Raw genomic sequence first — 24,868 nt, 5'->3', positions numbered from 1 at the left:
GCGGCTCCCGGTCCCTGAAATCAGGTCCAACGCTCCCCATCTCACCACATTTCGTTACCTGCCGAGAAGACGCAAAACAAACAACTCGAAGCAGGGACCGGCAAACCGACTCCGATCTGCGCAGAGAAGCTTCCGTTTCGGAATACTCACGAGCTTTGGCCGAGGAGGAGCGCCTCTGGCCCTTGCAGAAGTTCAAGCGACGGCCGCAGTGTCCCCCAGTTCAACGCTTAGCTTCAATAGACGGGTGGCCGCGTGGCGATATCGGCGCACGCGGCCCTCTACGTGTCGGATCGTCTATGGCGATGTACTGACCTTAGAACTCGATACGAGCGGAAATCTGTCCGGTGCGCGGCCCGGCGAAGTCATCGGTAGTGGTGGCGGTGATGACACCGAACTGAGCGTTTGCAACGTTCATCGACGGGTCCGCAAGGTTCGTGTGGTTCAGCACGTTGGTGAAGGTTCCTTCTGCTCGCAAAGCCACCCGATCATAGATGTGGAACCGCTTGCTGAGTCCGGAGGAAAGAGCGACCGTTCCCGGTCCGACAATCGACCCATTCTGCAGATTGCCAAACCGGCCGATGGGCAGCGGTGCTCCGGCCTGGCCGCTGCCTGTGGTGCAAGCGGAGCCCGGCACCCAGTTGGGGCTACCCGGGCAGACGACCGCTGCCTTGTTCACCCAGTTCAATCTGTTCCGGTTCGCCGGGGTCAGGCTTCCCAAACCGCGGTCGGCCTTCTGCGACCGATGCCCGAGGTCGCCGTACAGGCCGCCATTCAGGCCCGAACCAGTGCCCGACGGGTCGCCCTGTCCGGAAGGGAAATACGGAGAGAGGAACGCGCCGCCCTGCCAGAGAAAGATGTTGCTGGTCTGCCAGCCGCCGACCAGCAGATCTGCAAAACGGTTCATGTTGCCGCCGAAGCGGCGTCCGCGGCCGAGTGGCAGGTCGTACACCATGGTCGAGTTCCAGCGGTGGCGCCGCGTGCCATACACCTGGCCGAAGTCGACATTCGCTCCGCCCGCGTAGGACGCACGGCTGCCGCCGCTCTCGCCGGCAAATCCGGAGTTCGATCCAGGGCCCTGATTGTTGGAAACGTTCTTGGCAAGCGTGTAAGTGGAGTCGAAGGTGAGGCCGCCCGTACGGTGATGCGAAACGTTGATCTGCAGCGATTGGTAGTTCGCGTCCGCCCCGGTGGAGCGCGTGTTGATGCGTCCCCAGTTCGGGAACGGGCGAGCCGAGAGCGGCTGGTTGTAGGCCGACACGGTTGTGGAGTACGGCAGGTCATTCAGGTTAGGCGCCCAAACCAGGTGGTGCGTCATCATGCCGATGTACGAGCCGCGTACGCCGAACTGATGGCCGAGGTCGCGGTCGAGCGAGAGAGAGATCTGCTCGGAGTACGGATCCTTCCAGTGCACGTCGTTTGCCGTGCCGAAGTAGGCCTGTCCATAGCTTGCCGTTGACGTTGACGTGCCCGAACCAACAAAGATGGAAGGCCACACGTAAGCCGGGCCATTCGCGGTTCGCTGATTCGTATACTGCACCGTGTTCGCCTGCAAGGTACCCGTGAGCGAATAGAAGTTCGAGCCGAGCAGCGTGATGTTGTACATGCCGAAGCCGCCGCGCAGCACGGTGCGGTTGTCATTCGTCAGTCGGTAGGCGAATCCAAAGCGGGGCAGAAAGCGCGTGTGAATGGCCGTGCGAAGGCCGTCCGGCAATCCCGCTTGCGTGTTGTCAAGCGTGGGCGTGCATGCGGCACCATTCTGCGCGGCACGGCCAGTGCTCTGGCCCACACCGCAGGAGTTAAAGCTATCTAAAAACGGCTGCGAGAGAAGCGCCTGCTTGCCAGTGGGATAGATCACGCGGCCGGACTTTGCAACGGAAGGGTCGAAGTTACCGATATTGCCGGACGGATCGTGATACGCAGGATGAAACTCATAGCGCACACCATAGGTCAGTGTAAGGCGGTCGGACGCTTTCCACTGATCCTGCGTATAGAAGTGGTAGTGCAGCGTCTTGCCATCATTGTCGGCTTGCACCACGTCGTAGAAGGTCTGGTTCGGCGCGCCGATCAGGAAATCCGCAAACTCCTGGCCGGTGAACGATGCGCTGGTGAAGTCAAAGGTGCCGTAGTTATCTGCGCCATTGAAACCCAGCGGCGTGACCGCCTCAATCTGGCGAATGTCTCCGCCGAACTTCAAGCTATGCCTGCCCTTCACCCAGGTCAGGTTGTCGGTGTATTGGAAGGTACGCGACTTGCTGATGGACGAGAGGCGGTCGGAATTGAGCGAGGTCAGAAAGTTGAAGTCGAGTTCGGGGACGCCGTTGTAGAAGAGGTTTTGCAGCCCCTGAAGACCGGTCGTAGTTACAAACCCTGTGCCGTTGAACGGGTTCGTGTTGCCACTGGTGTTGAGCAGGAAACCGAACCGGAATTCATTGACCAGCGAAGGTGTGAAGTTGTAATTGAACGCCGTGACCAGAACGCGATTCTGCACCTGGTTCTGACCGACGGGTAGCAGCAGCGTAGCGGGTGTGGCCTGCGCGCTGTTCTTCCAGGTGAAGCGCCCGAAGATCAGCCCCTTGCTGCCCAGGTACTGATCGCCACGCACGTCAAACTGGTTGGAGTTGAGCGAGTTGTCACGATTCGCGTAGTAGTTGAGCGTTCCCGGCGCATACGTCCCGGTATTGCCAAAGTTTGGATCTGGAAAGAGTGACAGAAACTTAGCAGCAACTGAATTCACCGGGACCGTGTAGTTGGCATAGGTTCCACCGGTGAATGGGTTCGTCAGCGGCTTGACTCCCACCACGTTGCTGAAGTTTCCTTGCTTCATCTGTACTGTCGGCACGCTGTATTGGTAGGGCGTGGTGCGCGGGCTACGGTAGCCCTCGTAGGTTCCAAAGAAGAAGGTGCGGTCCTTGCCGCGATACAGGTGTGGGAGAAACACAGGCCCGCCCAGACTCGCTCCGAAGTCGTTCGTCACCAACTTCGGCTTTAGCAGCGCGCCATACTGGTTCGCCTGCAAACCAGAGTCCTGGTGATAATAGAAAGCGCTGCCGTGCATCTGGTTCGTGCCGCTCTTGGTCACGGTCGTCACCTCGCCCGGCTGGCCAAACTCAGGTCCGTTCAGTACGCCGTCCACGCGTATCTCTGCCACGGAATCGCCTGAGGGCATCGCATCCGCGATGGGCGCGTTGCTGGTTGTACTTTGCATGGTGATGCCGTCGACGGAGACCTCCGTTTGAAACGGCAGACCGCCCTGCACGGAGTAGCCGCCGCCTGCGGGCTGCACGCCGGGCAGAGCTTGAATTATGCTGAGCGGGCTGTTGCCGCCGGAACTCGCGCGGTAGTTCGCCGGCAGGTCGCGTACTTCTTCTCCCGTCAGCGAGGCGTCGATCGTTGCACTGTCCGTCGCGATCACACCCGCATCGCCCGCGGACACGGTCATTTCCTGCCCCACCGATCCAAGCGGCATTGCGATGTCGGCGCGCAACTGCTGGCGTGCTGTGAGCAGCAGGCTGTTCACCGTTGTGGTCTGAAATCCAGCCGCACTGACCTGAACCGTGTAGTGATCGGCAGTTAGGTTCAGCACTTGGTAGTTACCGTCGCCCTTGCTGGTCGTGGTCGTCTTCACTTGAGTGTCGGTATCGGTCACCGTTACCGTTGCACCGGGGATGGCTGCGCCGCTTGCGTCGTGCACAACGCCAAAGATGGAGCCCTGGGTGGACTGACCGTGGGCTGTCGCAACTGCGGCAAGTGTCAATGTGATCGCATACTTCTTGTTTGCGTGAAAGTTCAACGGTGCCTCCAAGTGGCTCAGCGTGTGGGAAAGGTTCAGCGTTTGGGGAAGGTGGCTTCAGTCCATCGCAGTCGTGTGAACGCCACGTCGCTGCCATGTTGCAGAACGGCGAAACCGGTCGCTTGCACGCTCTTTTCACTCACGTGACGCGCCCGATTGACTATGGTGGTGAATGTGATCGACCTTCGCTGCCGCATAGTCCGCTTCTGTTTCGCTGCCGCTCTTACATCTGCTTGCACTGGCGCCCTGCTTGCTCAGCAACCGTCGGCGCAATCGCCTAAGCCGGTTGAGAATGTCGTTCTCGTGATGACCGATGGGCTGCGCTGGCAGGAGCTGTTCCGCGGCGCGGACGCGTCCCTGCTGACAAAAGAGAACTACTGGGACGGGCGAGATCCGGCCCCACTGCAGCAGCGGTTCCTGGCGCCGACCGCGGGGGAACGCCGCGCAAAGCTGATGCCGTTCTTCTGGAGCCTCTTCGCGAAAGAAGGCGTCGTGTTCGGTGACCAGGACGCAGGCTCAACCGCCTCGGTCACGAACGGCTTCAACTTCTCCTATCCCGGCTACTCCGAAACTCTGACCGGCCACGGCGATCCGCGCATCGACTCCAACGACAACAAGCCCAACCCGAATCGCACCGTGCTGGAGTGGCTCAACACGCAGCCCCGTTTGCACAACAGCGTTGCGGCGTTTGGAGCGTGGGAGGTCATCTCCGGCGTGGTGAATGCCAGGCGCTGCGGCTTTACCGTCAACACCAGCTACGCACCCCTGCAGCTTTCCCCGAGTACACCCGTGCTGGATGCGATCAACCTACAGAAGCAGTACGCGCCGCACGTGTGGGATGACGAGAGCTTCGATGCGCCCACGTTCTTTACCGCTCTGGAGTACCTGCGCGTGAAGCGACCACACGTGCTCTTTCTGTCCCTGGGTGAAACCGACGACTGGGCGCACGGGAAGAACTACGGTGAGTACCTGCTGAGTGCGAATCGCGTCGATACGTACCTAGAGACGCTGTGGACCACTCTGCAAGCGATGCCGCAGTATCGGGACAACACGGCGATCCTCTTCACAACCGATCACGGGCGAGGGGCGACCGGCGATGGCTGGACGTCGCACGGCCAGAAGCTTCCGGAATCGAAGAACATCTTCATCGCCGTCATGGCTCCGGGCCTGCCCGCTCGGGGAGTGCTGACCCAGGTTCCGGCCGTCACACAATCGCAGATCGCTGCCACGATGAGCCGCTTCTTAGGGCAGGACTGGAATGCTGCAGAGAAGCAGGCTGGCAAGCCTCTGCCCCTTTGGCCTTAGAGAAGGATCGGCTCACGAAGTTAGCCGATCCTTCCCTCCCGAAGTTTGGCGCAACTCACTCCAGAGTGCAGCTGAGTTCGAATGTCTGAGCAGGCACGATTACACACCTTTGCTCACGAACTACACGGCGCATGCAAGCCTCAGCGTGGGACGGGAGAGTACGTTACCAAGCGTTATCAGCGGGCGTTTGGGCTTTTCGATCTGCTCCGCTGCGAGTTCCGGCGGGAGGGGTTTCGAAAAGAGGTATCCCTGTGCAGAGTCGCAGCCGAGAGAGGTGAGCCAATCAAGTTCCTGCTCGTTCTCAACGCCTTCCGCCACGACCTGCATGTTCAGATTGCGTGCGAGTGCGACTATTGCTTCGACGATGCGCCTGGTCTCCAGCTTGTCTGATTTGCCAGAGACAAAGGAGCGGTCGATCTTGAGCGTTCGCAGTGGAAGTTGATGAAGATAGCTGAGCGATGAATATCCGGTGCCGAAGTCATCACAGCTCAACTGAACACCCATGCTGCGAAGCTCGTGGAGCATCTGCAGAGTTTCCGCGGAATTCTTCATGGCGAGCGATTCCGTGATCTCTAGGGCAAGCAGGTGCGGCGGAAGCCCGGTGGATGCGAGCGCCTTCTCCACGGAGTTGCGGAATAAGGGCCCGGAGAACTGCCGCATGGAAACATTCACGGAGACGAACATGGATGTGGAGAAGTGACCATTCCAATCTCGCATTTGGGAGCACGCCTGCTGTAGAACCCAGTCACCAATGTCTATGATGAGGCCGGTTTCTTCCGCGAGCGGGATGAACTTGTCTGGAGCGACCATGCCGTGGCCCGGACGTTCCCAACGCAAGAGAGCTTCGAAGCCCGTGATCTGCATCGTTTTGAGAGACAGTATGGGCTGGTAGAAAACCCGGAACTGCTGGAGGTCGAGGGCTCTGCGAAGTGCTGCTTCCAGCTCAAGTGTGTCTGAGGATTGCTGGTGCATGCCTGCGTCGCAAATCCGATATCGTCCCGGGCCTGTACTTTTCGCCATGTACATCGCGGTATCAGCATCGCTGAGGAGAGAGGTTGGGGTGTTCGATTCGTGGTTGCTGATTGCCACCCCGATGCTGGTTGATACCACCATCTCTTTTCCTGAGATCAGGAACGGAGTGTTGAACGCGTCCTGGATAAACTCTGCGATTTGCGCAGCCTGAGCAGGTTCAGAGATATCGCGCAGCAGGATCACAAATTCGTCTCCGCCAACACGCGCGACCGTATCTCTTGCATTGCTGCTTTGGTGCTGCGGACTGCGTTTGCGAGCGGCTACGCACAGCGTGAGTCTTTCAGCGAGGCAACGGATTAGATCGTCTCCGGCAATGTGGCCGAGACTGTCATTGATAATCTTGAAGCGATCAATATCCAGAAACATCAGGGCGAATGGACTCCCCACTCCGGCTGCAAAGCTCTCGCTTGCCTGCTGAAGTTCAGAGATCAGGGCGTCACGATTGGCTAACTTGGTCAGCGGGTCGCGCCGAGCCTCCTCCTGCAGACGTGCTTGCAAAGCCAGGATTCGTTCGCCAGCCCGCACGCGCGCCTTCAGTTCCTCGGGATGCGTCGGCTTGACCAGATAGTCGTCCGCTCCTGCACTTAGACCCCGCACAAGATCCTGTTTAGATTCGCGCGAGGTAAGCAGTATGAGATACAGAAGCCCCTGATCACCGGCCTTTGATTTTGCCGCACTGCAAAGCGAAAGGCCGTCAATCTCTGGCATGTTCCAATCCACAACAGCCAGTGTGGGCCCGCGTTGGGCTTGCAGGTAAGCAAGTGCCTCTCGTCCGTTCCTCGTGCTTGTCACCTGGTAGCCTGCGTTCTGCAAGGTCCGCTCCACCAGCTTTCTTGATAGCGGATCATCGTCTGCGATCAGAACATTCATGCTGCCACTCCTTGGAGATACTCTTGCAACTGGTTCGAAGATTCGCTAATGAGCGAGCTGAGCCGTTGCCTTGTTTTCTGCATTGCAAATAGCGGTGAAGCTTCGGACATGCGTTCGAGTTCCCGGGCGCAGTCCGCGGCGCGGAAACAGGCCAGATTGCCGAGCATGCCTTTTAATGTGTGCGTTTCCTTTCGGATCACAGCACGGTCCTGGACACCGACAGCAGCCTGCAGTCTTTCCAGGAGAGGGGGATACTCTTCGTTGAAGATGTCGACGAGTTCCTGCAGCAGTTCACGATCATCCTGAACGCGCACGAGCAGCTCTTCCAAATTGACGACCGGCAAGGCAGAATTTCCCGTAAGCAATTCCCCGTCGGCCAAATTTGAACTTTCTTCTGCTGCCATGGCGGGCAGCACGGCGATCGACTCTTCAAGCACAATATCGAGCTCGCGCGTACGGATTGGCTTCGCAAGATAGCCGTCCATGCCGCTGGCCAGGTAGATCTCACGATCGCCCTTCATTGCATTCGCCGTGAGCGCGATGATGCGGGTACGAGACTGACCATCTTCGAGTCGCCGAATCGCTTCGGCCGCTTCGATGCCGCTCATGTTTGGCATCTGGATGTCGAGCAGGATCAGATCGAACCTTTGACGCTTCCATGCGTTGACCGCCTCGATGCCGTCGTTGGCAATCTCCACGATGTGGCCACGTTTCTGTAGCAATCGCAGCACCAGCCGCTGGTTCACCAGGTTGTCTTCCGCGGCCAGGATGCGCAGTTGCCTCGGAGCCGATTGCTGTTGGATCGGTCGGTTGGGTGGCGTGGCCTTTGTAGTTGGAGCATGCAGCGCAAATGCAGCCTGAAGTTCTCCTTCCATGGCCTGAGCGATAGCCAGCTTCAACTCATCCGAGCGGATGGGCTTGGTGAGGTAGGCGGCGATCCGCAGCTCCTGGCAGCGTGAGAGGTCCCCACGACGACCGCCGGATGTGAGCATCATGATGGTTGGCGCCTTCACCTCGGTGTTCTCTCGAACACGAAGCACGAATTCGAATCCGTCGACGTCGGGCATATGCATGTCGGTGATGATGAGTTCATATGGATCGTTCGCGTTTCGGGTTGAGAGCAGCTCCGAGATGCCTTGTTCAGCGCTGTCTGCGCAGGTTGGCCGCATGCCCCAGCTCACCAGCATGCGTTCCAGGATGCGGCGATTCGTAGCGTTGTCATCCACAATCAGAGCGCGGACATTGTGCAAGCTGCGATTTGGCTCGTGCTGCTCCGGCGCGGACACAGAGGCGACTCCAGGGAGCTGCAGAGCGAAGCTGAACTGGGTGCCGACACCCGGTGTGCTTTCAACCCACATCTGGCCGCCCATGCAGGTGACCAGCCGCGAAGAGATGGTGAGACCAAGGCCCGTTCCGCCGAATTTCCTTGTGGTTGAGGCGTCTGCCTGCGAGAAGGGATCGAAGATCGCCTGGATGCGGTCTTTTGGAATACCGATGCCAGTGTCAGACACAGTGAAGAGCAGGTTGGAGACATGGTCGCCCTCACCTTGCCGACGCACGGAGAGGCAGACTTCTCCGGATGGCGTGAACTTGATAGCGTTGCCGACGAGGTTGAGGATCACCTGTCGCACCTTGGGACCATCCCCGGTGACCCGCGTGGGCACATCCGGTGCTATGTCGCAGAGTAGCTCCAGGCCCTTCTCACTGGCGCGCAAAGCCAGCGTGGTTAGAGTTAGCTCCAGCAGATCGCGGAGATCGAACTCTACGATGTCGAGTTCTACCTTGCCGGCTTCGACCTTAGAAAAGTCCAGGATGTCGTTGATTACGTCGAGAAGGGAATCCGCGGAAAGGCGAACGGTCTCGAGATATTCACGCTGCTCTTCCGTTAGTTCGGTATCTAGGGCAAGGCCGGTCATACCGATCACGCCATTGATGGGCGTACGAATTTCATGGCTCATGTTGGCCAGAAACTCGCTCTTCGCACGGTTCGCCATCTCTGCGGCCTCTTTGGCCTCGCGCATCTTCTCTTCTGCCAGCGTGCGCTCACGGATCTGTTCGCTCAGATCTGCAGTCCGTTCCGCAACCCGTGCCTCGAGTACGGAGTTGACTTCGTTCAGCGACTGCTCTCGCTGCTGGATGGTCGAGAGCATCTGGTTGAAGGATTGGACCAGCGTTCCCACTTCATCCGTGGTGGTCATCTCGGCGCGCAGGGAGTAATCCTTCTCTCGCGTAATCCGCTCTGCTAGAAAAGAGAGCTGCACGATTGGATTGGTAAGCATGGGCACCAACCAAGCGGCGGCAAAATAAGAACCAAGCAGCGAGACCGCCAGCATGAGAAGTGCGATCTTGCCGTATTCCCAACGCTTGGCGCGGAAGCTGTCCATCGTCGAGACGATGGAGAGGTCGCCGGTGTGGTCGCCGTTCAGATAAACGCCGCGCCGAACAGAGGTGCCCTGTTTGTCCGCGAGGTCCGCGGACGCCTGCTCGCCACCACGGCGATAACGCGCGAAGACTTTGCCATGCAGATCGTACAGGTCGGCTCGCACGACATCCTTGTCGATGCTGAGAGCGCTGAGCATCTGCGTTGCCGTCTGAGCATCGTTGAATGCAAGAGATGCAGCAGAGTTGGAAGCCAGCGTGCCAGCCAGGGTAGACAGCTCCGCTTTGGCTCGAGCCTGGGCGCTTTCACGCTCGTACATGCAGAGTCCAAAGATCGCAAGCGTGAGCGCAAATGCGCATGCCGACATGATCAGCAGGGTCAGCTTTTTCTGGACGGGTAATGCGCTGGGACGCACGGAAACTCCTCTAGATGTGTACTTGTTAGTCGCGAACGATCGAGCTGGCGAGATTTAATAGGTTAGAGCTGAAACTGATGCCACTCTTAGCAGCATTCGCCGGGTTCACCTGAAACCGGAGACGCTCCCCATCTCGCTCAAAGGCGATCATCGCGCCAGCGTGCAGAATGCGGGTGGACTCGCCGGTGATCAGGACAGCAGCATCACGAGCGCCAGCTAGGAATGCGGTTGCCTGCTTTTCCTGGTCGGCGCCGACGAAGAGCACGCTGCAGTTGCGGACGTTTGCCGCATCCTTCAAGTGCAGTATGGTCGTTGGCCGACTTGCAATCGTTTTCGCGGAGAGAACTCTCTCAAGCTCGCCGCCGAATGGGTCTTTCCCAACTGTGCAGAATGCGAAAGCTCGCGGCGATCCCGCTTCGGCTGGAAACTTAGTAAGTTGCGCGAAGTGAAATAAGAAGGCCGCTTTGAGCGCGTACTCCGACGTGTCCTGTGCGTCGCAAGCGACAGCGCAAGGTAGCAGGCAAATGCAGAGTTGGAGCGCAGCGCGCGATGCACGCCGAGCAACGTTCCATATTCTTCGCCGAAGTGTTCTCAGGAGTATGCGCCTCACCTTGCGCCTCCTGGATTCCAGACGAGTTTCACTCGAAAGCTACGACCAGCCTGCTGGAGCTGCTCCTGGACGTGCTGCTGTGCACCCGGATCGTAATACACCTTGTTGAACGCGTTGTAGATGCTGGCAGACACGTCGAGTCCGCGGGCGGGAGTATGGACTAACAACGTGGCATTCAGCAAAGCATACGGATGGATCGTGTGCTTCCCTCCTTCGCCTTCGCCATCCTTGGGCAGCGTAAGTCTGCGCCCCATGTACTGGCCGTCTACCGTGGCGAACGCACTTCGGCTGAAGAGTGGAACAGTGGCGTAAATCTTGCCCTGATTTTGCGGTGAGTTCTCTAGCCAGCCGTGCTCGACATCGCGGCGGACAAACGTGTTGCTATAGCTGGCGGTGACCTTCGAACCCTGCCGGATTCGTGCATCGATCTGTATCTCCGCTCCGGCCGTAGCTTCACGGCTTTCGTTCGCGTAGGGTGCGTCATACGTCTGATCGGAAGTCAACGTGATGAAGTCGTGAAGCACGTTCTCATAGACCGCAGCGGTCAGGCTAACTTGCGAAGTGAGTGTCTGATCGAGGTCTAATTCCCACGAGGTATCGCGCTCAGGGCGAAGCGGGGCTGTGTTGGGGTAGTAATACTGCTCGTATGCGTTAGGCGTGCGGAAGGACTCTCCGTAAATGAGCCGTGCCGTGGTCTGCTCCGTCGCGTGATACGTCAGCGCGGCACGTGGACTTACTGTCCAACCCACCCGCGGGTTGTAGTCTTCGCGGATGCTGGGCGTAAGCGTCAAGCCACGTAGCAGCGGAATCTTGGCTTCGAAGTAGGGCGCAGCGACGAAGGCCGGATTGTTTGTGTCCAGAGCGAGGACGAACGGGTTCTCATCAAAATTGCTCTGGTGCTGCTTGTAATCGTCCCGGTACTCAAATCCACCGACCAGGGCATATCGATCGCGTAGCTTGGTGCTGGCTTCCACCTCCATGCCGGCACTCCTGCCCTGCGCGTAATCATGATTCAGGACACGGGTGCTAGATGCATCGGCGTAAGGATAGCTGCCACTGGCATGTTCCGCATCGAAGTATGCCCGCGCCATCACATTGCCAAGAGGCAGCTTGCGGTCGTACTTCAGTTCAACGAAGTCGCGCGTGTCGCGACTCCAGTTATCGGGATCGTTGAAGATGTCGCCCCAGGCGCCGGTAGGGTCAGCCGCCTGACGGGTGCCGTATGCGGCCTCAAGTCGAAGGCCATGCCCGGATGCCTTCAGGAAACCTTGCGCGAGCGTATCTCCGTCCAGATGACTGGCGATGCCATTGTTCGTCAGAGGAGAGTCGTACTCCGGGTAGTAGAGTCTGTTCTCGCCCTTGCTGTTGTAGAAAGTTCCGGAGAGCACCGTGTCGATGCCGGCGATGCGTCCGCCGTAAGAGATGCGCTGCCGATAGCTATTCCAGGAACCGGCATTTGTGGACAACTCGAAGCCACGGTAGCTCTCCGCTGTACGAGCAATTACATTGACGACCGCGAACACGGCATTCGTGCCATACAACGACGATGAAGGTCCGAGAACCACTTCAACACGCTCGATCAGATCGACGTCGAGAGCGAATTCATTGCCAAGAGAGGCCTGTTCGTAGACCGCATCGTTCATCCTGTGGCTGTCAACCATCAGCAGGATTCGCGTGTTGTAGTTGCCAGGCTCCGAGAAGCCACGCACACCGGCATAGGTGTACTGCCGGTCGGTGCTGATGTAGAAGCCACGCACGTTGCGGAGGATGTCACCGAGGGTCCGGTAGCCTCCGCGGCGAATGTCTTCACGAGTGACCACCGAGACGGAAGCAGGCGCTTCGGACACAGACTGGCTTGACCGCGATGCAGAGTACACCGGGATAGTCATCAGTTCGCTGAGTGCGCGGTCCGCCAGAGCAGTGGGCGCCTGCTGGGCTGCTTCACACATCCCCGAGAACGAGAGGCTGCCTGCGAGGAGAACGGCCAGCAGTCGAAGCCGCCGATCGGGTCTGACCGGTGTCGCCAAGGCGGTCGATCGCTCTGTGGAGGGGGCGTCTTGGATGCGACGGTTGAAGGTTGGAAGCGATGCCCGCATGAGGAGCATATCGGCGGAGCGGAAGAGGACGTGAACGCACTTCCTGTCGTGGTTCTAGTCGTCTAGGCTCTGGCCCACGTTGCGAATGCTCCGCGGTCCGATGACATCGGCCTATCCAAAGGGAGGGTTGCCCTAAGCATCACAGGATTGGGCTCGTCAGCCTGCCGTAAGTTGGATCAAGCGATGCTTCGAACCGCCACCCAGATGTTCTTGTGACCGCGACGGGTGTGATGCGAGTCATGTCTCACGCTCCGCCTAACTTTCCTCAGACCTGGATCAGAATCGCAAATTCCTGCGCGACGTGTAGCACCGCCGACAGAGCTCAGAGGGAGCAGTGAAGAGCGCACGCCGATCTTCGATGCTGCGCAAGTTTTATTTGGATTGGTAGGCACGATTGGATTCGAACCAACGACCTCTACCGTGTCAAGGTAGCGCTCTAACCAACTGAGCTACGCGCCTGCGTGTGTCAGCCGCGGGAATGCACCGCGGCGCTGCGTGGGTTCCGCAGCGACATCTCCTAGTGTACGGAGTTCGCTTGCGCTGGGCAAGCCGGGCCGCATGCCCCCTCCTGACGAGTATGCTGCGGCCATGCAAAGATTTTTTGGCGCACGGGGCCGAGCCATCGGCCGAATCGTGGCAGTCTCGGCATTGCTGCCCGTCCTCACGGCAACCCTGGCCGCCCAGTTCACCGTTTCCGAGGCGCTATCCGCACCGTTCAGCAACCAACTGACCGCCGCCCCCGCCAAGGCGCGCGTCGCCTGGTTCACGGACTCCGAAGGCCGCCGCAACGTCTGGGTCGCTGGCAGCCGCGAAGCTGCGCGGCCTGTGACGGCAAACACCGCCGACGACGGCCAGGACATCGACGATATCGCGTGGTCGCGCGACGCCGAGCGCCTTGCCTGGACGCGCGGCACCGGCCCTGCTGGCAGCGAGCACACCATGGCCGCGAACCCGGCCGAGCTGCCCGGCCCTGTCCGTCAACACGTGGAGTGGATCGACCTGCGCGAAGAGCAGCAGCGCCACGCGCCCGTGGTCCACAGCATCCCCGAAGCCCACACCCCACTCTTCACCGCCGATGGCAACCACCTGATCTTCCTGCGTCGTGGCGCCATCTGGATCGCCGACCTGCGCCCATCGTCAGCTTTAGGCACGGCACAATCGCAGCCCGGCGCTGACTCAAACGGCTCCGGCGCGACCCAGCCCGAGCGTGCAGGCGCCGACGACCCCGACGATCGCACCGGCACCAGCCATGCCAGCGGCGCGGACACCGGCTCGGTGCGCCAGCTCCTTTTCGTTCGTGGCAGCGCGCGCGGCCTGCGCCTCAGCCCGGACGGCGCACAACTCGCCTTCGTCTCCGAACGCGGCGACCACAGCTTCATCGGCGTCTTCACCTTTGCCACGGGCCAGCTCACCTGGATGGATCCGGGCACCGGCCTCGATCACGACCCAGCCTGGTCGCCCGACGGTAAACAGATCGCGTTCCTCCGCGAGGTGCCCATCGTCTCGCCCATTGCCGATCGCTGGATGCGCGAAGGCGATCCCTGGTCCATCCGCATCGCAGACGTATCCTCCGGCACCGGCCGCGAGCGGTGGCGGGCCCAGCCCGGCCCGGGCTCTCTCTTCCACGAGGTCAATGCGCACGATCAACTGCTCTGGATGCGCGACGGCTCCGTCGTCTTCCCGTGGGAGAAGACCGGCTTTGTGCAACTCTACCGTTTGCAGCCGGTGGGCGAAGCCGCTGCGACTCCCGTCTCGTTCGGCGCAAACAGCAACAATGCACCCAGCGAAACCGCCGGCACCGGTTGGGAGGTCGACAGCGTTACCACGGACAGCGAACACCTTCTTTGGAGCAGTAATCGCTACGACCGCGACCCCAACAACGTGGACCGTCGACATCTCTGGCGGCCAGCAGCCGAGGCCTCCAGCATTGCGCCCGAGCAGGTCACGGCAGGCGGCGAGATCGAAACCTCGCCCGCACTGCTCAGCGACGGCAGCATCGCCTACCTGCAGGGCTCCGCCACACAGCCGCTTGCACCCGTGCTTCTGCGCGATCCCATGCACCGGTTGATGAATCGGCTCGCGCCACAGCTACAACCCAGGTATGTTGCACGCGACCATTTCATCGAGCCTTACTTCGTCGACCCGCAGCCCGTCGAATTTCCTGCAGCGGACGGCATACGCATCCACGGCCAAATCTTTCTGCCGCGCTTCTGCGAAAAGACGCTGCCCTATGTCGATCAAGCGCGGTGCGCGCATCTGCCCGCCGTCGTCTTCTTCCATGGCGGTTCGCGTCGCCAGATGCTGCTCGGCTATCACCCCATGCAGTACTACTTCCAGGCGTACGAGTTCAATCAATACCTTGCCTCGCGCGGCTTTATTGTGCTCAGCGTGAACTACCGCAGTGGCGTGGGCTACGGTCTCAACTTCCGCCAGGCGCTCAACTATGGTGCCAACGGCGGCACCGAAGACAACGACGTCCTGGGCGCGGCGAAGTACCTGCAGACTCGCCCGGAAGTCGATTCCAAGCGCATCGGCGCCTGGGGCGGCAGCTACGGTGGTTACCTGACCGCGCTCGGCCTGGCCCGCCACAGCGACCTGTACGCCGCCGGCGTCGATCTGCACGGCGTGCACGACTGGTCACTCGAACTCGACCTGTGGAGGCCCACCGACGAACCGGGCGTCGACCAGGCTGCCATCGCGCGCCGCGCCTTCCAGAGCAGCCCCATGGCCAACCTGGATACGTGGAAGAGCCCCGTCCTCCTCATCCAGGGTGACGACGACCGCAACGTACTGTTCTCCCAGACCGTCCGCCTCGCGGCAGACCTTCGTCACCGCGGCGTCCCCGTGGAGGAGAAGGTCTTTCCCGACGAGGTCCACGACTTTCTGCTGCACCGAAACTGGATCACCGCTTACCAGCTTGCGGCCGAGTTTCTCGAGCGCAAACTAAGCGTGACTACCGCCGGCGGAGCCGCGCCATAACGGTTCAGTCTGCAGCGATCCCTCGCAAGTTGCGTAAGCGAACTCCGCCACGACTGATACTCTTAGGTTCTTACCTCCGGAGCCCTGTCCGTTGCTCAATTCGTCCCGATTTGCCAACCTTCTTCTTCCGGCCAGCGCCGTTTTGCTGGCGGCGGTCATCGGCTGCTCACACCCGCTCGAGGTTGACCTGCCACCTGGGTACACCGGCAAGGTTTCAGTCTTCTGCGATCGCCTTGCGGACACGAGCGAGCCCATTCAGGTGGGCGCGGACGGCACCGCACCCAAAGCGGTGTGCCCGCGCTCGCGGCAGGCACTCTCAGTCGTCCGCGGCGGCCAGGCTATTCAGCCTTCCACCGTACCCAACTGGTCCACCACAGGCGACGGTATCGTGCTGGCTATCGAGTTCGACGTCCGCTAGTTCACCGTGCGCCGCTGGCGCTGCCAGCGCTGTAACTACCGCCGACGCAGTCCCAGCAGGCTTAGAAAGAAGCTCGCAAAGCAGATTTCCGTTCCCAGCATCATGCACAGCATGGCCGGCAACGTACGACGCATCATCTCCACTGGCGGCAGCGGGCCGTACCCTGCATGCGCCCAACTCAGCACCGACGACGCCGCAATCCCAACGCCCGTTAGCAGCAGTATCGCGCCCACAATCAGGCCCGTCTCCAGAGTGATGTAGCGGAACCACCGCTCAAAGCTCGGGTCCTCCGGCAGCAAGCCCTCGGTCGTTGCAAACACCTTCGCCGCCACGCCGAAAAACACCAACTGGAACCCCAGTAGAATCGCCGCCGCCGCATAGGCGAGCGTGTCGACGCCCAGGTTCACATGTCCCAGCGGACGTTCTGCCGGCAGCAGCCACGCCGTCAGCGCACCGCCCACCAACATCAGCAGCAGCCCCGGCGCCAGGAATAGCCAGCGCGGCGAATACATCAACAGAAAGCGCAGGTGCCGCCAACCGTCGCGCCACGTCTTCAGGTGCGGCGGACGCGACCGCCCGTCCTTCTGCAGCGTCGTCGGCACCTCCGCGATGCGCTGGCCCAGCAGCGACGACTTCACGACCATCTCGCTGGCAAACTCCATGCCGGTGGTCCGCAGGTCCAGCGCGTCATACCCCGTTCGGCTGAACGCTCGAATCCCGCAGTGAAAATCTCCGATCGGCGTCCGGAACAGCCACCGTCCCAGCCAACTCAGCACCGGGTTTCCCAGGTACCGGTGCAGCGGAGGCATCGCTCCCGGCCCAATGCCGCCCTGAAAGCGATTGCCCATCACCAGGTCGTTGCCCGCGCGCAGCTGCTCCAGAAACCGCGGAATGTGCGCAAAGTTATAGCTGTCGTCCGCGTCCGCCATCAGCACATAGCGGCCGCGCGCCGCCGTAATCCCGGCATTCAGCGCCGCGCCATAGCCACGAATCGGCACCGGCACCACGCGCGCCCCATGCTCCGCCGCAATCGCCTGCGATCCGTCGGTGGAGCCGTTGTCCGCCACCACCACTTCGCCGTCGATGCCGTTGTCCCGCAGCGCCGCAAGAGCCTTGTCCACACACGTGGCCAGCGTCTCCGCCTCATTTAGGCACGGCATTACCACCGTCAGTTCCAAGGGCTGCTCACCCACCGCAGACCCCAAGCCGGCCTGGCCCGCCTGCACATCCACCCGGCCCTGCAGATCGTCGCTCACCGCTGAACCTCCGTGACCGCGGGCGCGGGCAGTGCTCCCAGCGGCAGCGCATAAAAGTCCGTACGCCCCAGCCTTTGCCACGGCTCACTCCGCAGCGGCGACGTTAACAGATCCGCCGGATCGAAGTGCCCCACCAGCACCGGCGCGCCCTCGCCCCGTATCGCAGCGTACGCGGCCTCGCGGTTCGGCATCGCGCTCAGTTCCTGCGCCACGTGGTCATGATCCATGTACATCTCCGTCGTCGTCCGCACACCCGCCAGCCGCATCCAGTACGGGTCGTTCAAACACGCAATCGTCCCCACGCACGCGATTTCGCTGCCTTGCGGCACACCCATCTTCTGCAATCCCGCGGCCACGGCAAACAGCGGCGACTCCTGCCACCCGCGCGAGTACCCCCGAATCGACTGCTGCCGCCGCTCCTCCGCCGCAACCCGCGCCGAATCACCGAGCGCCAGCAAACACAGCAGCGCCACACACGCACTCGCCGCCGCAGGCAGCGTCAACTCACGCGGCAGGATTGCACGGCTGCCCGCGCCCATGCTGCTGCGCGCAGGCCTAAGCGCCGCAAACACCGGCAACACAATCAGCAGGTACGCCACCGTCACGTAGCGCTCTTCCACATTCACCAGGCCATAGATGCACCACATCAGCACACCCAGCACGGCCGGCAGCAGCAGGTAGCTTTGCGATGCAAAGCTCTCCCTGCGCATCTGCATCCGCGCACCCATCCAAACCAGCAAACCTAACAGTAACCAGGCCTCTGGATGGTTCAGCAGGTATCGGACCACCAGCACCACGTTGCGCGCATCGCGCCGGACCAGTTGCCCCAGCCGCATGTGCGTCACAATGCGCTCGTTGAAAAAGCTCGCATCGAACCACACCGGCAGCGTGCCGTAGGGCAGCGCCTTGTAGCTGTAAATGCCCGGCGACGCCATCACCTGCCGCTCCGGGTGAATCAGGTGCACGTCCGAGCTGCCGAAGCGATCCGTCTGCCACGGCATCAGGTGCATCTTCTCAGTGCCGCCCACGTACCACGCGTAGTTCAGCGATCCCGAATCTCCAAAGTCCAGCCGGTGCTTCTGGTGCGACAGCGCGGCCACATACGGCCCAGCGATCGCCGCGAAGCACACGGCCGCCAACCCAGACAGCGCCGCCACCTGGCCCAGCCGCTTGCGAAGCAGCAGTAGCATCACCAGCGCTACACCCAGGATCGCCAAAAACGACACCAAGAGCGCGAAGCTTTTCGTCAGGTACGCAAATCCGAGCGCCACACCCATCAGCGCCGCCGCACCAAACCGCCACCGCTCGGAGATCCCAAACCGACGTCCCGCATCGAGCCCTGGCCGGCACAACGTGAGCATCGCGCTCATCGCAAACAGCAGCAGCGCCTGCAGCAACGCATCCGGCCGAACCTTGCCCAGCGTCAGCTCCCGCTGCGATGCGATCACCAGCAGCCCCAACCCCAGCAGCCGCAGCGCATCGGCCGACAGCAACCACCGCCCACGCTCCTCCGCATCACGCAGACGGCTCAGCGCCGTGGTGAACGCCACCACCGCCGCCGCCTCCAGCAGAAAGATCAGGAAGTTCATGCGGTAGTACGCATCCAGCTCATTCGCGCGCGTTGGGTGAAACAGCCACTGCCCCACTAGCAGCACCGCAGGGTACAGCGGATGCCAGTACGCATTCACCACCCCTGCCCACTGGTGCGTGCGGATCAGGTCCGCAATGTCCATGTACGCCACGGCATCGCCGTCGATCGCGTACGGATCGTGCTGCATACTGAACCACGCCACCGGCACCAGCAGCACGAGCACGATCCACAGCAGCGGCCGCAACCACGGGATGGCTGCCGCAGAGTTCGCATCGGCCTCAACCGTGCTGTCTTTCCGAACGTTGCTGGACTGCATGGGCTATCGCCAGCATACCTCTCTGGGGTGAACCCTGTGTCACCTAGCAGGGCGCTTCGACGCGACTGGGGACCCCTTGTACGGTCCTGGTGCCGTCCTTAGAAGCCTTCGCCAAAGTACTCTGGAGAGAGCGCCTGCACCCCCGGTGTGCCGGCCAACGGTGATGATGAAAGCTTGCAGCAGCCTCTTGTTCTTCGCGCTGGCCGCGTCGGTGGCATCGGCCCAGGGCACGGTCCAGACCACACCGGCACCTTCGCCCCGCAACACACCGCAGATCGCTCCGCCGCCCACGCGAGAAGTCACGGTAGATACGCCCGTGCTCCAGGGCCTCTCCACCGTCACGCGCCTCTCGCAAACCGCCGCGGGCCGCGCCGCGCTCCAGGCCAACTATGTCGTCACCGGCGCCATCCAGAACGGCACCACGCACCTGCCTTCGCCGCTCACCTTCGAGTCCCAGCAACAGCAGGCACTGCGCGACGCCTCCATCACCTGGCACAACCTCGCGCAACTCGCTGAAGGCCTCGGCTCCACGCTCAGCGCTGCCTACATCGCCCGCGCCCATGAAGACACGCACGGCCACGCCACCAGCATCTCGCCCACCGTGCAACAACTCATCGCCTACGCGCTCATGGTCACCGGCGACGACTCGAACGCTGGCAAATACCTCTTCGCCAACGGGACCACGAACGGCCACAAGCCCGTGTCGAGCGATCTGAAAAGCATTGTGACAGCCCACGCCGGCCAGACCGACCCCTTCGGCCGCGCCTACCGTTTGCCCGCCGGCACCCCGGGTGCCGATCCTTTCGGCGACTCGCGCCCCTTCCAAACCGAGAAGCGCGTCCTTCGAATCACAGGCCGCGACTACTTCAACCGGCCAACTACCAGCGAATCCTACCAACGCGGTCCCGCCATGGACCTGACCGACAGCCCGTCGTACCCCAGCGGCCACACCACCTACGGCTACACCGGCGCAATCCTGCTCGGCGTGCTCGTGCCCGACCGCTACCCGGAGATGATCGCCCGCGGCGCCGAGTACGGCAGCAACCGCATCATTGTCGGCGCGCACTATGCCATGGACGTGCTCGGCGGCCGCACTACCGCCCTCTACGACATGGCGCACCTGCTCGCGAACGACTCGGCCTACCTGAACCGAAGGCTCAAGTCAGGCGAAACCATCCCCGACTTCCGCGCCGCCGTCGCCGCAGCGCGCAGCGACCTCTCCGCCATCCTCACCAGCAACTGCGGCGACACCGTAGAGGCCTGCGCCCGCATCGACTTTGGTCGCTTCAACGACCCCGAAGCCAACCACACCCAGTACACGGCTACCCAGACCTACACGCTGCCCGTCGTCTTCACGCGGACCGCAAGCACCACCGAAGACGTAAGCCGCCTGGCACCCGAAGCCGGCTACCTGCTCACCGCCGCCTATCCCTCACTCACGCTAAAGCAAGCCGACGACCTGCTCACCGAAACCGAAGGTCCCGGCGGCGGCTTCCTCAACGACGGCTCCGGCTTCGGCGTCTACTCCCGCCTCAACCTCTACGAAGCCACCCTCCGCGCCCGCGACATGGAAGCGCGAAGCCACACCGGCCAATAATCCCGCCGACGCCGTACGATGCTCTACCTGGCTAGCTCCGCAACAACGCCGCGGCCGTCCACAACAACGGCGCCTGTCCGTGGAAATCACCCGTGCGCCGCTTGCGTAGCAGGTAATACTCCAGGCTGTTCAGCTTGTTCGTGCCCTCGCAGACGCTGGTAACGTTGCTGTTCTGATCCAGGTAGCCCACCAGCCCCGTCCACGCCGCATGAGCAGCTGGTGCATACGCATCGTGGTCCAGCCATCCGTTCTTCACACCCGTGACCATGGCAAACGCAAACATACCCGTTCCGCTCGTCTCGGGCCACGCCTCGTCGTGATCGATCAACTGCCGCCACATGCCATCCTTGCCCTGGTACTTCAGCAGCGACGTTAGCATCGTGCGATAGCCCTGCAGAATGCGCGCATGCTTCGGGTGAGACGCTGGCAGATCGCGCAGCAGCTCCGCCATGCCTACCGCAAACCAACCATTGCCGCGCCCCCAGAAGAACGGCACATCCGGCGCGTGATAAAAAAGGCCGTTCGGCTGCTGCAGTTTATCCAGGTATGCCGCTGCTTCCAGCGCGGCACGGTCCAGGTACTTCGCGTCCTTGGTCGCGCGATACGCCTGCACCTGCACGATGGTGATCATGTACATGTCATCGACCCAGAAGCGCGTCTCGCCCGTCAGCCCCTGCGCGTCCGGCTTCTGCCACTGCTTGTCCGCGTACTGCAGCCCCAGATCCAGATAACGCTTGTCCTGCGTTAGGATGTACAGCTCCAGCGGCAGCGCGCCAAACATGCTGAAGTCCACATGCTGCCCCTGCGGCGGCAACAGCGCAGCTTCGTTGCTGAAGAGCGGATCGAAGCGCGCCTTCAACTTGTCGATCAAGGCCTGGTCCTTTGTCACGCGCGCAAACTCCAGCGAGCCGTACCACGCGCACACTTCGGGGTAAACGATGCGATCCAGGTGGTAGTGCGCAGACGTCACAAAGTGCTCCGCCACGGCCTTACCCGCCTCCTGCGGCGTGTACCCCTTCGGGAAGTGCTCCAGCCCCTTGCGATCGGCGGCACTGATCGCCTCCGGTGCCGCCATATTCTCGTGCGGCGCGGTGGTCGTGCCCTGCGCCTGCCCAGCCTGCGCTGGCAAACGCGATGCGGCCAGCACAGTTGCGGCAGATCCTGCGAGCATCTTCGAAAGCGAACGGCGAGTCAGTTTCACGTGCCTTGATCTCCGGATAACAAGTTCGAACCAGCCTACTTCGGTGCAACAGCAACGCTCTACGGATTGGTTCCCGTCGGCGTCGGGTCGCGCGGATTGAACTGCCGCGCCAGATCCGGCGTCGATTCAACATCCTTCGCACCCGCCGCAGCCTTCTCCGTCTCCACACCGAACACATAACTCGGCCCAAACATGTTGCTGGTGAAGATCACCATCTTCTTGTCCGGCGAGAAGCGCACATTCGGCTCCAGCCGATAGTTGTGGTGGCTCATGTTCACCAGATGCTCGGAATGAAACACACCGGGCTGCCAGAAGTCGGGTTCGTTCAGCGCCCCATTGCCGGTGATCCACTGCGGATGGAACAGCTCGATCCACTCGCCGTCCTTCGCCTTCGCCACCTGCCCCGAATCGCCACCATCACCGGTGAAGAGGTCCGCGCCCTGCGTCACGTTGAAGTGAATTGACCACTCATTCCGCTGCATGTGGTACGCCACACGGCGATGCGTCTTCAGGTTGTAACCGGCCAGGAAGAAGTCCTCGCCCTTGGGGAACTGCCAGTCGTACCAGATGGTCTCGCCGTCCAGACCCCAGAACTCGTGACCCGCAATCTCCATCAGCATCGTGCGCTTGTGGATCAGCGTGTTCTCCAGCGTGTCCACGCGAATGTTCCAGATGCGATCCACCTTCTGCCACGGACCTTCATGGCAATACATCAGCAGGTTCGGATCGGCCGGCGAAAACAGCAGGTGGTTCACCCAATCGGTCGAGTGCAGTAACTGCTTCACCGCTCCGGTCTGCAGGTTCACCGTGAACAGCACCAGCGGAATACGCGCCGCCAGCCGCTCTTCCATCATCTGGCCCTTGTTCATGGGCTGCACCAGGCCACCGCCCAGCGGCTTGCCGTCCGCACTCTTCGGCATCTGCGCCGCGCGTCCGTACTCCTTCTTGGCCGCTTCTTCGTTCTCCGCATACGTGCCCGCGGCCAGCGTCTCGTCCGCATTCACCGTCGCCACACTGGCGCGCGGCGGCAGCACGGCCAGCGGCGTCACCGTGCCCGTGTCCAGGTCGGCCTTGAACACCTGGTTGCGCTGCGTCTTCGCGTCCATGCGCGAGAAGAACACCGAGTTCGTCCTATGCCCCACCACGATCGCATGATTGCCGCCGCGCATCGGTCCGCTCTCGTCACCCGCAGCGCGCGGAGGATTCGGCACCACCAGCTTCGTCGCTCGCGTGTGCAGGTCCATCGCGTGAATACCGTCGGGCGCGGTGTAGACCATCCATCGACCGTCCGGCGAGTAGGCGTTGTTGTTGAAGTAAAAGCCCGACGACTGCGCCTCCGGCGTCAGCCGGTACACGCGATGTCCCGTGTCTTTGTCCACCCACGTCGTCGGAGGCTGCTTTCCCGTCGCATCCTGCGCATGCGCCATCGCAAACGCAAAGCCACACAGCGCCGCAACGGCCAGAACAAAACGCCACCCCATGCGAGGTACCACCAACCTACTGGTCATGAAACATGTCCTTTGGATCGCGGTACGCATCCGCGCTCTTCACGTAGTGCACCTGGCCAAGCCCGCTCAGGCCCGGATCATCGCTCGTTGCAATCGGCGCAGTGTCGTTCAGCCGAAGGGTTATGTCGCTCAGCTTCAGGTCCTGCGTGTCGGCAATGCTGCCCGCCGCCTGCGCGCTTACGTTCACGTGGTCGATCGCGAAATCCACCAGCTTCGCCTCGGGGTACGCCGAGATCTCAAACGCGCGCTTCGCGTTCTTCGCGTCCACGTTCCAGATGTGCACGTTGCGGAAGTGCGCCAGCCCTCGCTCCGGAGGCTCCACCTTCGTCGTCAGAGTCTTGTAGTACGTCGGCGGATCGACCAGCCCCGCCGGCATTACCGCATAGCTGTACGCCGGGTTCCAGTTCATCGTCACGCGAATCGCAACCGGCACATACGTCAGGTGAATGTCGTGAATGCGCAGGTTGTCGCCCCAGCCGCCACGCGTCTTCGCGCTCTTGAACAGCACGCCCGTCGACGTCCCCTGCCCAGTCAGGTTGTAGGCCTCGATGTTGCGAAAGCCACCCGACGTCTCACTGCCAAACGTGACCACCGCCGCTCCACGCCGAATCAGCGAATCGCGCAGCACTACATCCTCCGTCGGCCGGTTCACCCGCAGACCGTCGGCATCACGACCAGCCTTCAAGCACAGCGCATCATCATTCACGTCAATGTCGGCGTGCTCCACCAGCACCTCGCGCGAGCTGTCGATATCGATGCCATCGGTCGACGGCCCCTTGCCGCCCTCGTTGTTGCGGATCGTCACATTCCGCACCGTCACGTCATGCGAGTAGCAGATGTGCACCGTCCAGAAGCCGGAGCGCGTCAGAGTCGGCCCATCCAGCGTCACATCGTTCGAATTGAAGATCTGAATCAGCCGCGGCCGCTTCGCGTCGTAATCGCTAGCCCAGCGCAGCCCTTTCGGCTCCTCGATGTGGCGCAGGTCCCAGTAGCTCTTCCACCAGTAGCTGCCGTCGCCGTCGATCGTGCCCGCGCCCGTGATCTGCACGTCGTGCTGCCCATACACATTGATCAGCGCCGACGGCCAAGTCATCTCAATGCCGGCCACGCGAGTCGGCCGCAGCGGATACGCCCTCAGCTCCTGGATGCCGCGCAGCGTCACACCGCTCGGCACATCGAACCGGCTGCCACTCTTCACAAACAACGAGCCGATGCGGTAGGTCCCCGGCCGCAGCGTCACCGTGTCGTGCGTACCTTCTGCCGCGTCCAGAACGCGCTGGATCGCCGCGGTGTCGTCCGCAACGCCATCGCCTTTCGCGTCCGTCACTGTGCGCGTCGCCGCATGCGCCGCCGTAACGCAGGACGGAATCAGCAGCATGAAAGCGCAGCGCATGAAACGTTTTGATTTCACGCCGAGAACAATACCATATGAGAAACATGGCTGGCGCACCCGGCTCTCGCACGCCTCAGCGACGTCATCCTCAGCGATCCCATCCTCAGCGAC

General features: G+C 61.6%; 14 protein-coding genes and 1 tRNA gene. 4 read left to right on the top strand and 11 right to left on the bottom strand.

Features of this window, described 5'->3' with window-relative positions; genetic code table 11:
* Positions 1 to 313: 313 nt before the first annotated feature.
* A complete protein-coding gene (locus OHL12_RS13835) occupies positions 314 to 3,790 on the bottom strand; it encodes a TonB-dependent receptor (RefSeq protein WP_263414403.1) in 3,477 nt (1,158 codons plus the stop codon).
* 306 nt (positions 3,791 to 4,096) lie between these two features.
* On the opposite strand from OHL12_RS13835, the gene OHL12_RS13830 reads away from it, so the two are divergent.
* Positions 4,097 to 5,095, top strand: coding sequence for an alkaline phosphatase family protein (locus tag OHL12_RS13830; RefSeq protein ID WP_263414402.1), 999 nt, complete (start codon positions 4,097 to 4,099; stop codon positions 5,093 to 5,095).
* 120 nt (positions 5,096 to 5,215) lie between these two features.
* On the opposite strand, the gene OHL12_RS13825 is transcribed toward OHL12_RS13830, so the two are convergent.
* The 5 genes from OHL12_RS13825 to OHL12_RS13805 all read right to left on the bottom strand — a co-directional run bounded on the left by OHL12_RS13825 (position 5,216) and on the right by OHL12_RS13805 (position 12,957).
* On the bottom strand, positions 5,216 to 6,997 hold the full coding sequence (locus OHL12_RS13825) for an EAL domain-containing response regulator (RefSeq protein WP_263414401.1): 1,782 nt from the start codon (positions 6,995 to 6,997) through the stop codon (positions 5,216 to 5,218).
* Entirely contained in the window at positions 6,994 to 9,792 is a 2,799-nt protein-coding gene (locus OHL12_RS13820) for a hybrid sensor histidine kinase/response regulator (RefSeq protein WP_263414400.1), read from the bottom strand. The genes OHL12_RS13825 and OHL12_RS13820 overlap by 4 nt, the downstream gene beginning before the upstream one ends.
* Before the next feature lie 25 nt (positions 9,793 to 9,817).
* Positions 9,818 to 10,402, bottom strand: a complete 585-nt coding sequence (locus tag OHL12_RS13815) for a YfiR family protein (protein WP_263414399.1) — start codon at positions 10,400 to 10,402, stop codon at positions 9,818 to 9,820.
* Positions 10,399 to 12,351 carry a TonB-dependent receptor plug domain-containing protein gene (locus OHL12_RS13810; protein ID WP_263414398.1) on the bottom strand — a complete coding sequence of 651 codons (1,953 nt, stop codon included), beginning with the start codon at positions 12,349 to 12,351 and terminating at the stop codon, positions 10,399 to 10,401. The genes OHL12_RS13815 and OHL12_RS13810 overlap by 4 nt, the downstream gene beginning before the upstream one ends.
* A gap of 529 nt (positions 12,352 to 12,880) precedes the next feature.
* Positions 12,881 to 12,957, bottom strand: a tRNA-Val gene (locus OHL12_RS13805).
* Positions 12,958 to 13,086: 129 nt separating this feature from the next.
* On the opposite strand from OHL12_RS13805, the gene OHL12_RS13800 reads away from it, so the two are divergent.
* Both OHL12_RS13800 and OHL12_RS13795 read left to right on the top strand, forming a co-directional pair.
* Entirely contained in the window at positions 13,087 to 15,477 is a 2,391-nt protein-coding gene (locus tag OHL12_RS13800) for a S9 family peptidase (protein WP_263414397.1), read from the top strand.
* A gap of 91 nt (positions 15,478 to 15,568) precedes the next feature.
* Positions 15,569 to 15,895: a hypothetical protein gene (locus OHL12_RS13795; protein ID WP_263414396.1), complete on the top strand. Its 327-nt coding sequence runs from the start codon at positions 15,569 to 15,571 to the stop codon at positions 15,893 to 15,895.
* A 35-nt stretch (positions 15,896 to 15,930) separates the two neighbouring features.
* Here the strand turns inward: OHL12_RS13795 and OHL12_RS13790 are convergent, their stop codons facing one another.
* Together OHL12_RS13790 and OHL12_RS13785 are read right to left on the bottom strand one after the other, a co-directional pair.
* Positions 15,931 to 17,151, bottom strand: a complete 1,221-nt coding sequence (locus tag OHL12_RS13790; protein ID WP_263414395.1) for a glycosyltransferase family 2 protein — start codon at positions 17,149 to 17,151, stop codon at positions 15,931 to 15,933.
* Positions 17,148 to 19,058: a hypothetical protein gene (locus OHL12_RS13785; protein WP_263414394.1), complete on the bottom strand. Its 1,911-nt coding sequence runs from the start codon at positions 19,056 to 19,058 to the stop codon at positions 17,148 to 17,150. The genes OHL12_RS13790 and OHL12_RS13785 overlap by 4 nt, the downstream gene beginning before the upstream one ends.
* Positions 19,059 to 19,245: 187 nt before the next feature.
* Between OHL12_RS13785 and OHL12_RS13780 the strand changes: the two genes are divergently transcribed.
* On the top strand, positions 19,246 to 20,655 hold the full coding sequence (locus OHL12_RS13780) for a phosphatase PAP2 family protein (protein ID WP_263414393.1): 1,410 nt from the start codon (positions 19,246 to 19,248) through the stop codon (positions 20,653 to 20,655).
* A gap of 31 nt (positions 20,656 to 20,686) precedes the next feature.
* Here OHL12_RS13780 and OHL12_RS13775 read toward each other — a convergent pair whose 3' ends face one another.
* From OHL12_RS13775 to OHL12_RS13765, 3 genes are read right to left on the bottom strand one after another with little or no spacing between them, the layout of a single operon-like run.
* Positions 20,687 to 21,856, bottom strand: a complete 1,170-nt coding sequence (locus tag OHL12_RS13775; RefSeq protein ID WP_263414392.1) for a glycoside hydrolase family 88/105 protein — start codon at positions 21,854 to 21,856, stop codon at positions 20,687 to 20,689.
* Positions 21,857 to 21,915: 59 nt separating this feature from the next.
* Entirely contained in the window at positions 21,916 to 23,364 is a 1,449-nt protein-coding gene (locus OHL12_RS13770) for an oligogalacturonate lyase family protein (RefSeq protein WP_263414391.1), read from the bottom strand.
* On the bottom strand, positions 23,354 to 24,742 hold the full coding sequence (locus OHL12_RS13765; protein WP_263414390.1) for a glycoside hydrolase family 28 protein: 1,389 nt from the start codon (positions 24,740 to 24,742) through the stop codon (positions 23,354 to 23,356). The genes OHL12_RS13770 and OHL12_RS13765 overlap by 11 nt, the downstream gene beginning before the upstream one ends.
* Between the last annotated feature and the right edge of the window lie 126 nt (positions 24,743 to 24,868).

Origin of the sequence: Terriglobus aquaticus (genome assembly GCF_025685415.1) — a bacterium.
Taxonomy (GTDB): Bacteria; Acidobacteriota; Terriglobia; order Terriglobales; family Acidobacteriaceae; genus Terriglobus; species Terriglobus aquaticus.
Note: the sequence above shows the minus strand (reverse complement) of the source record. Positions and strands in the feature narration are given on the sequence as shown.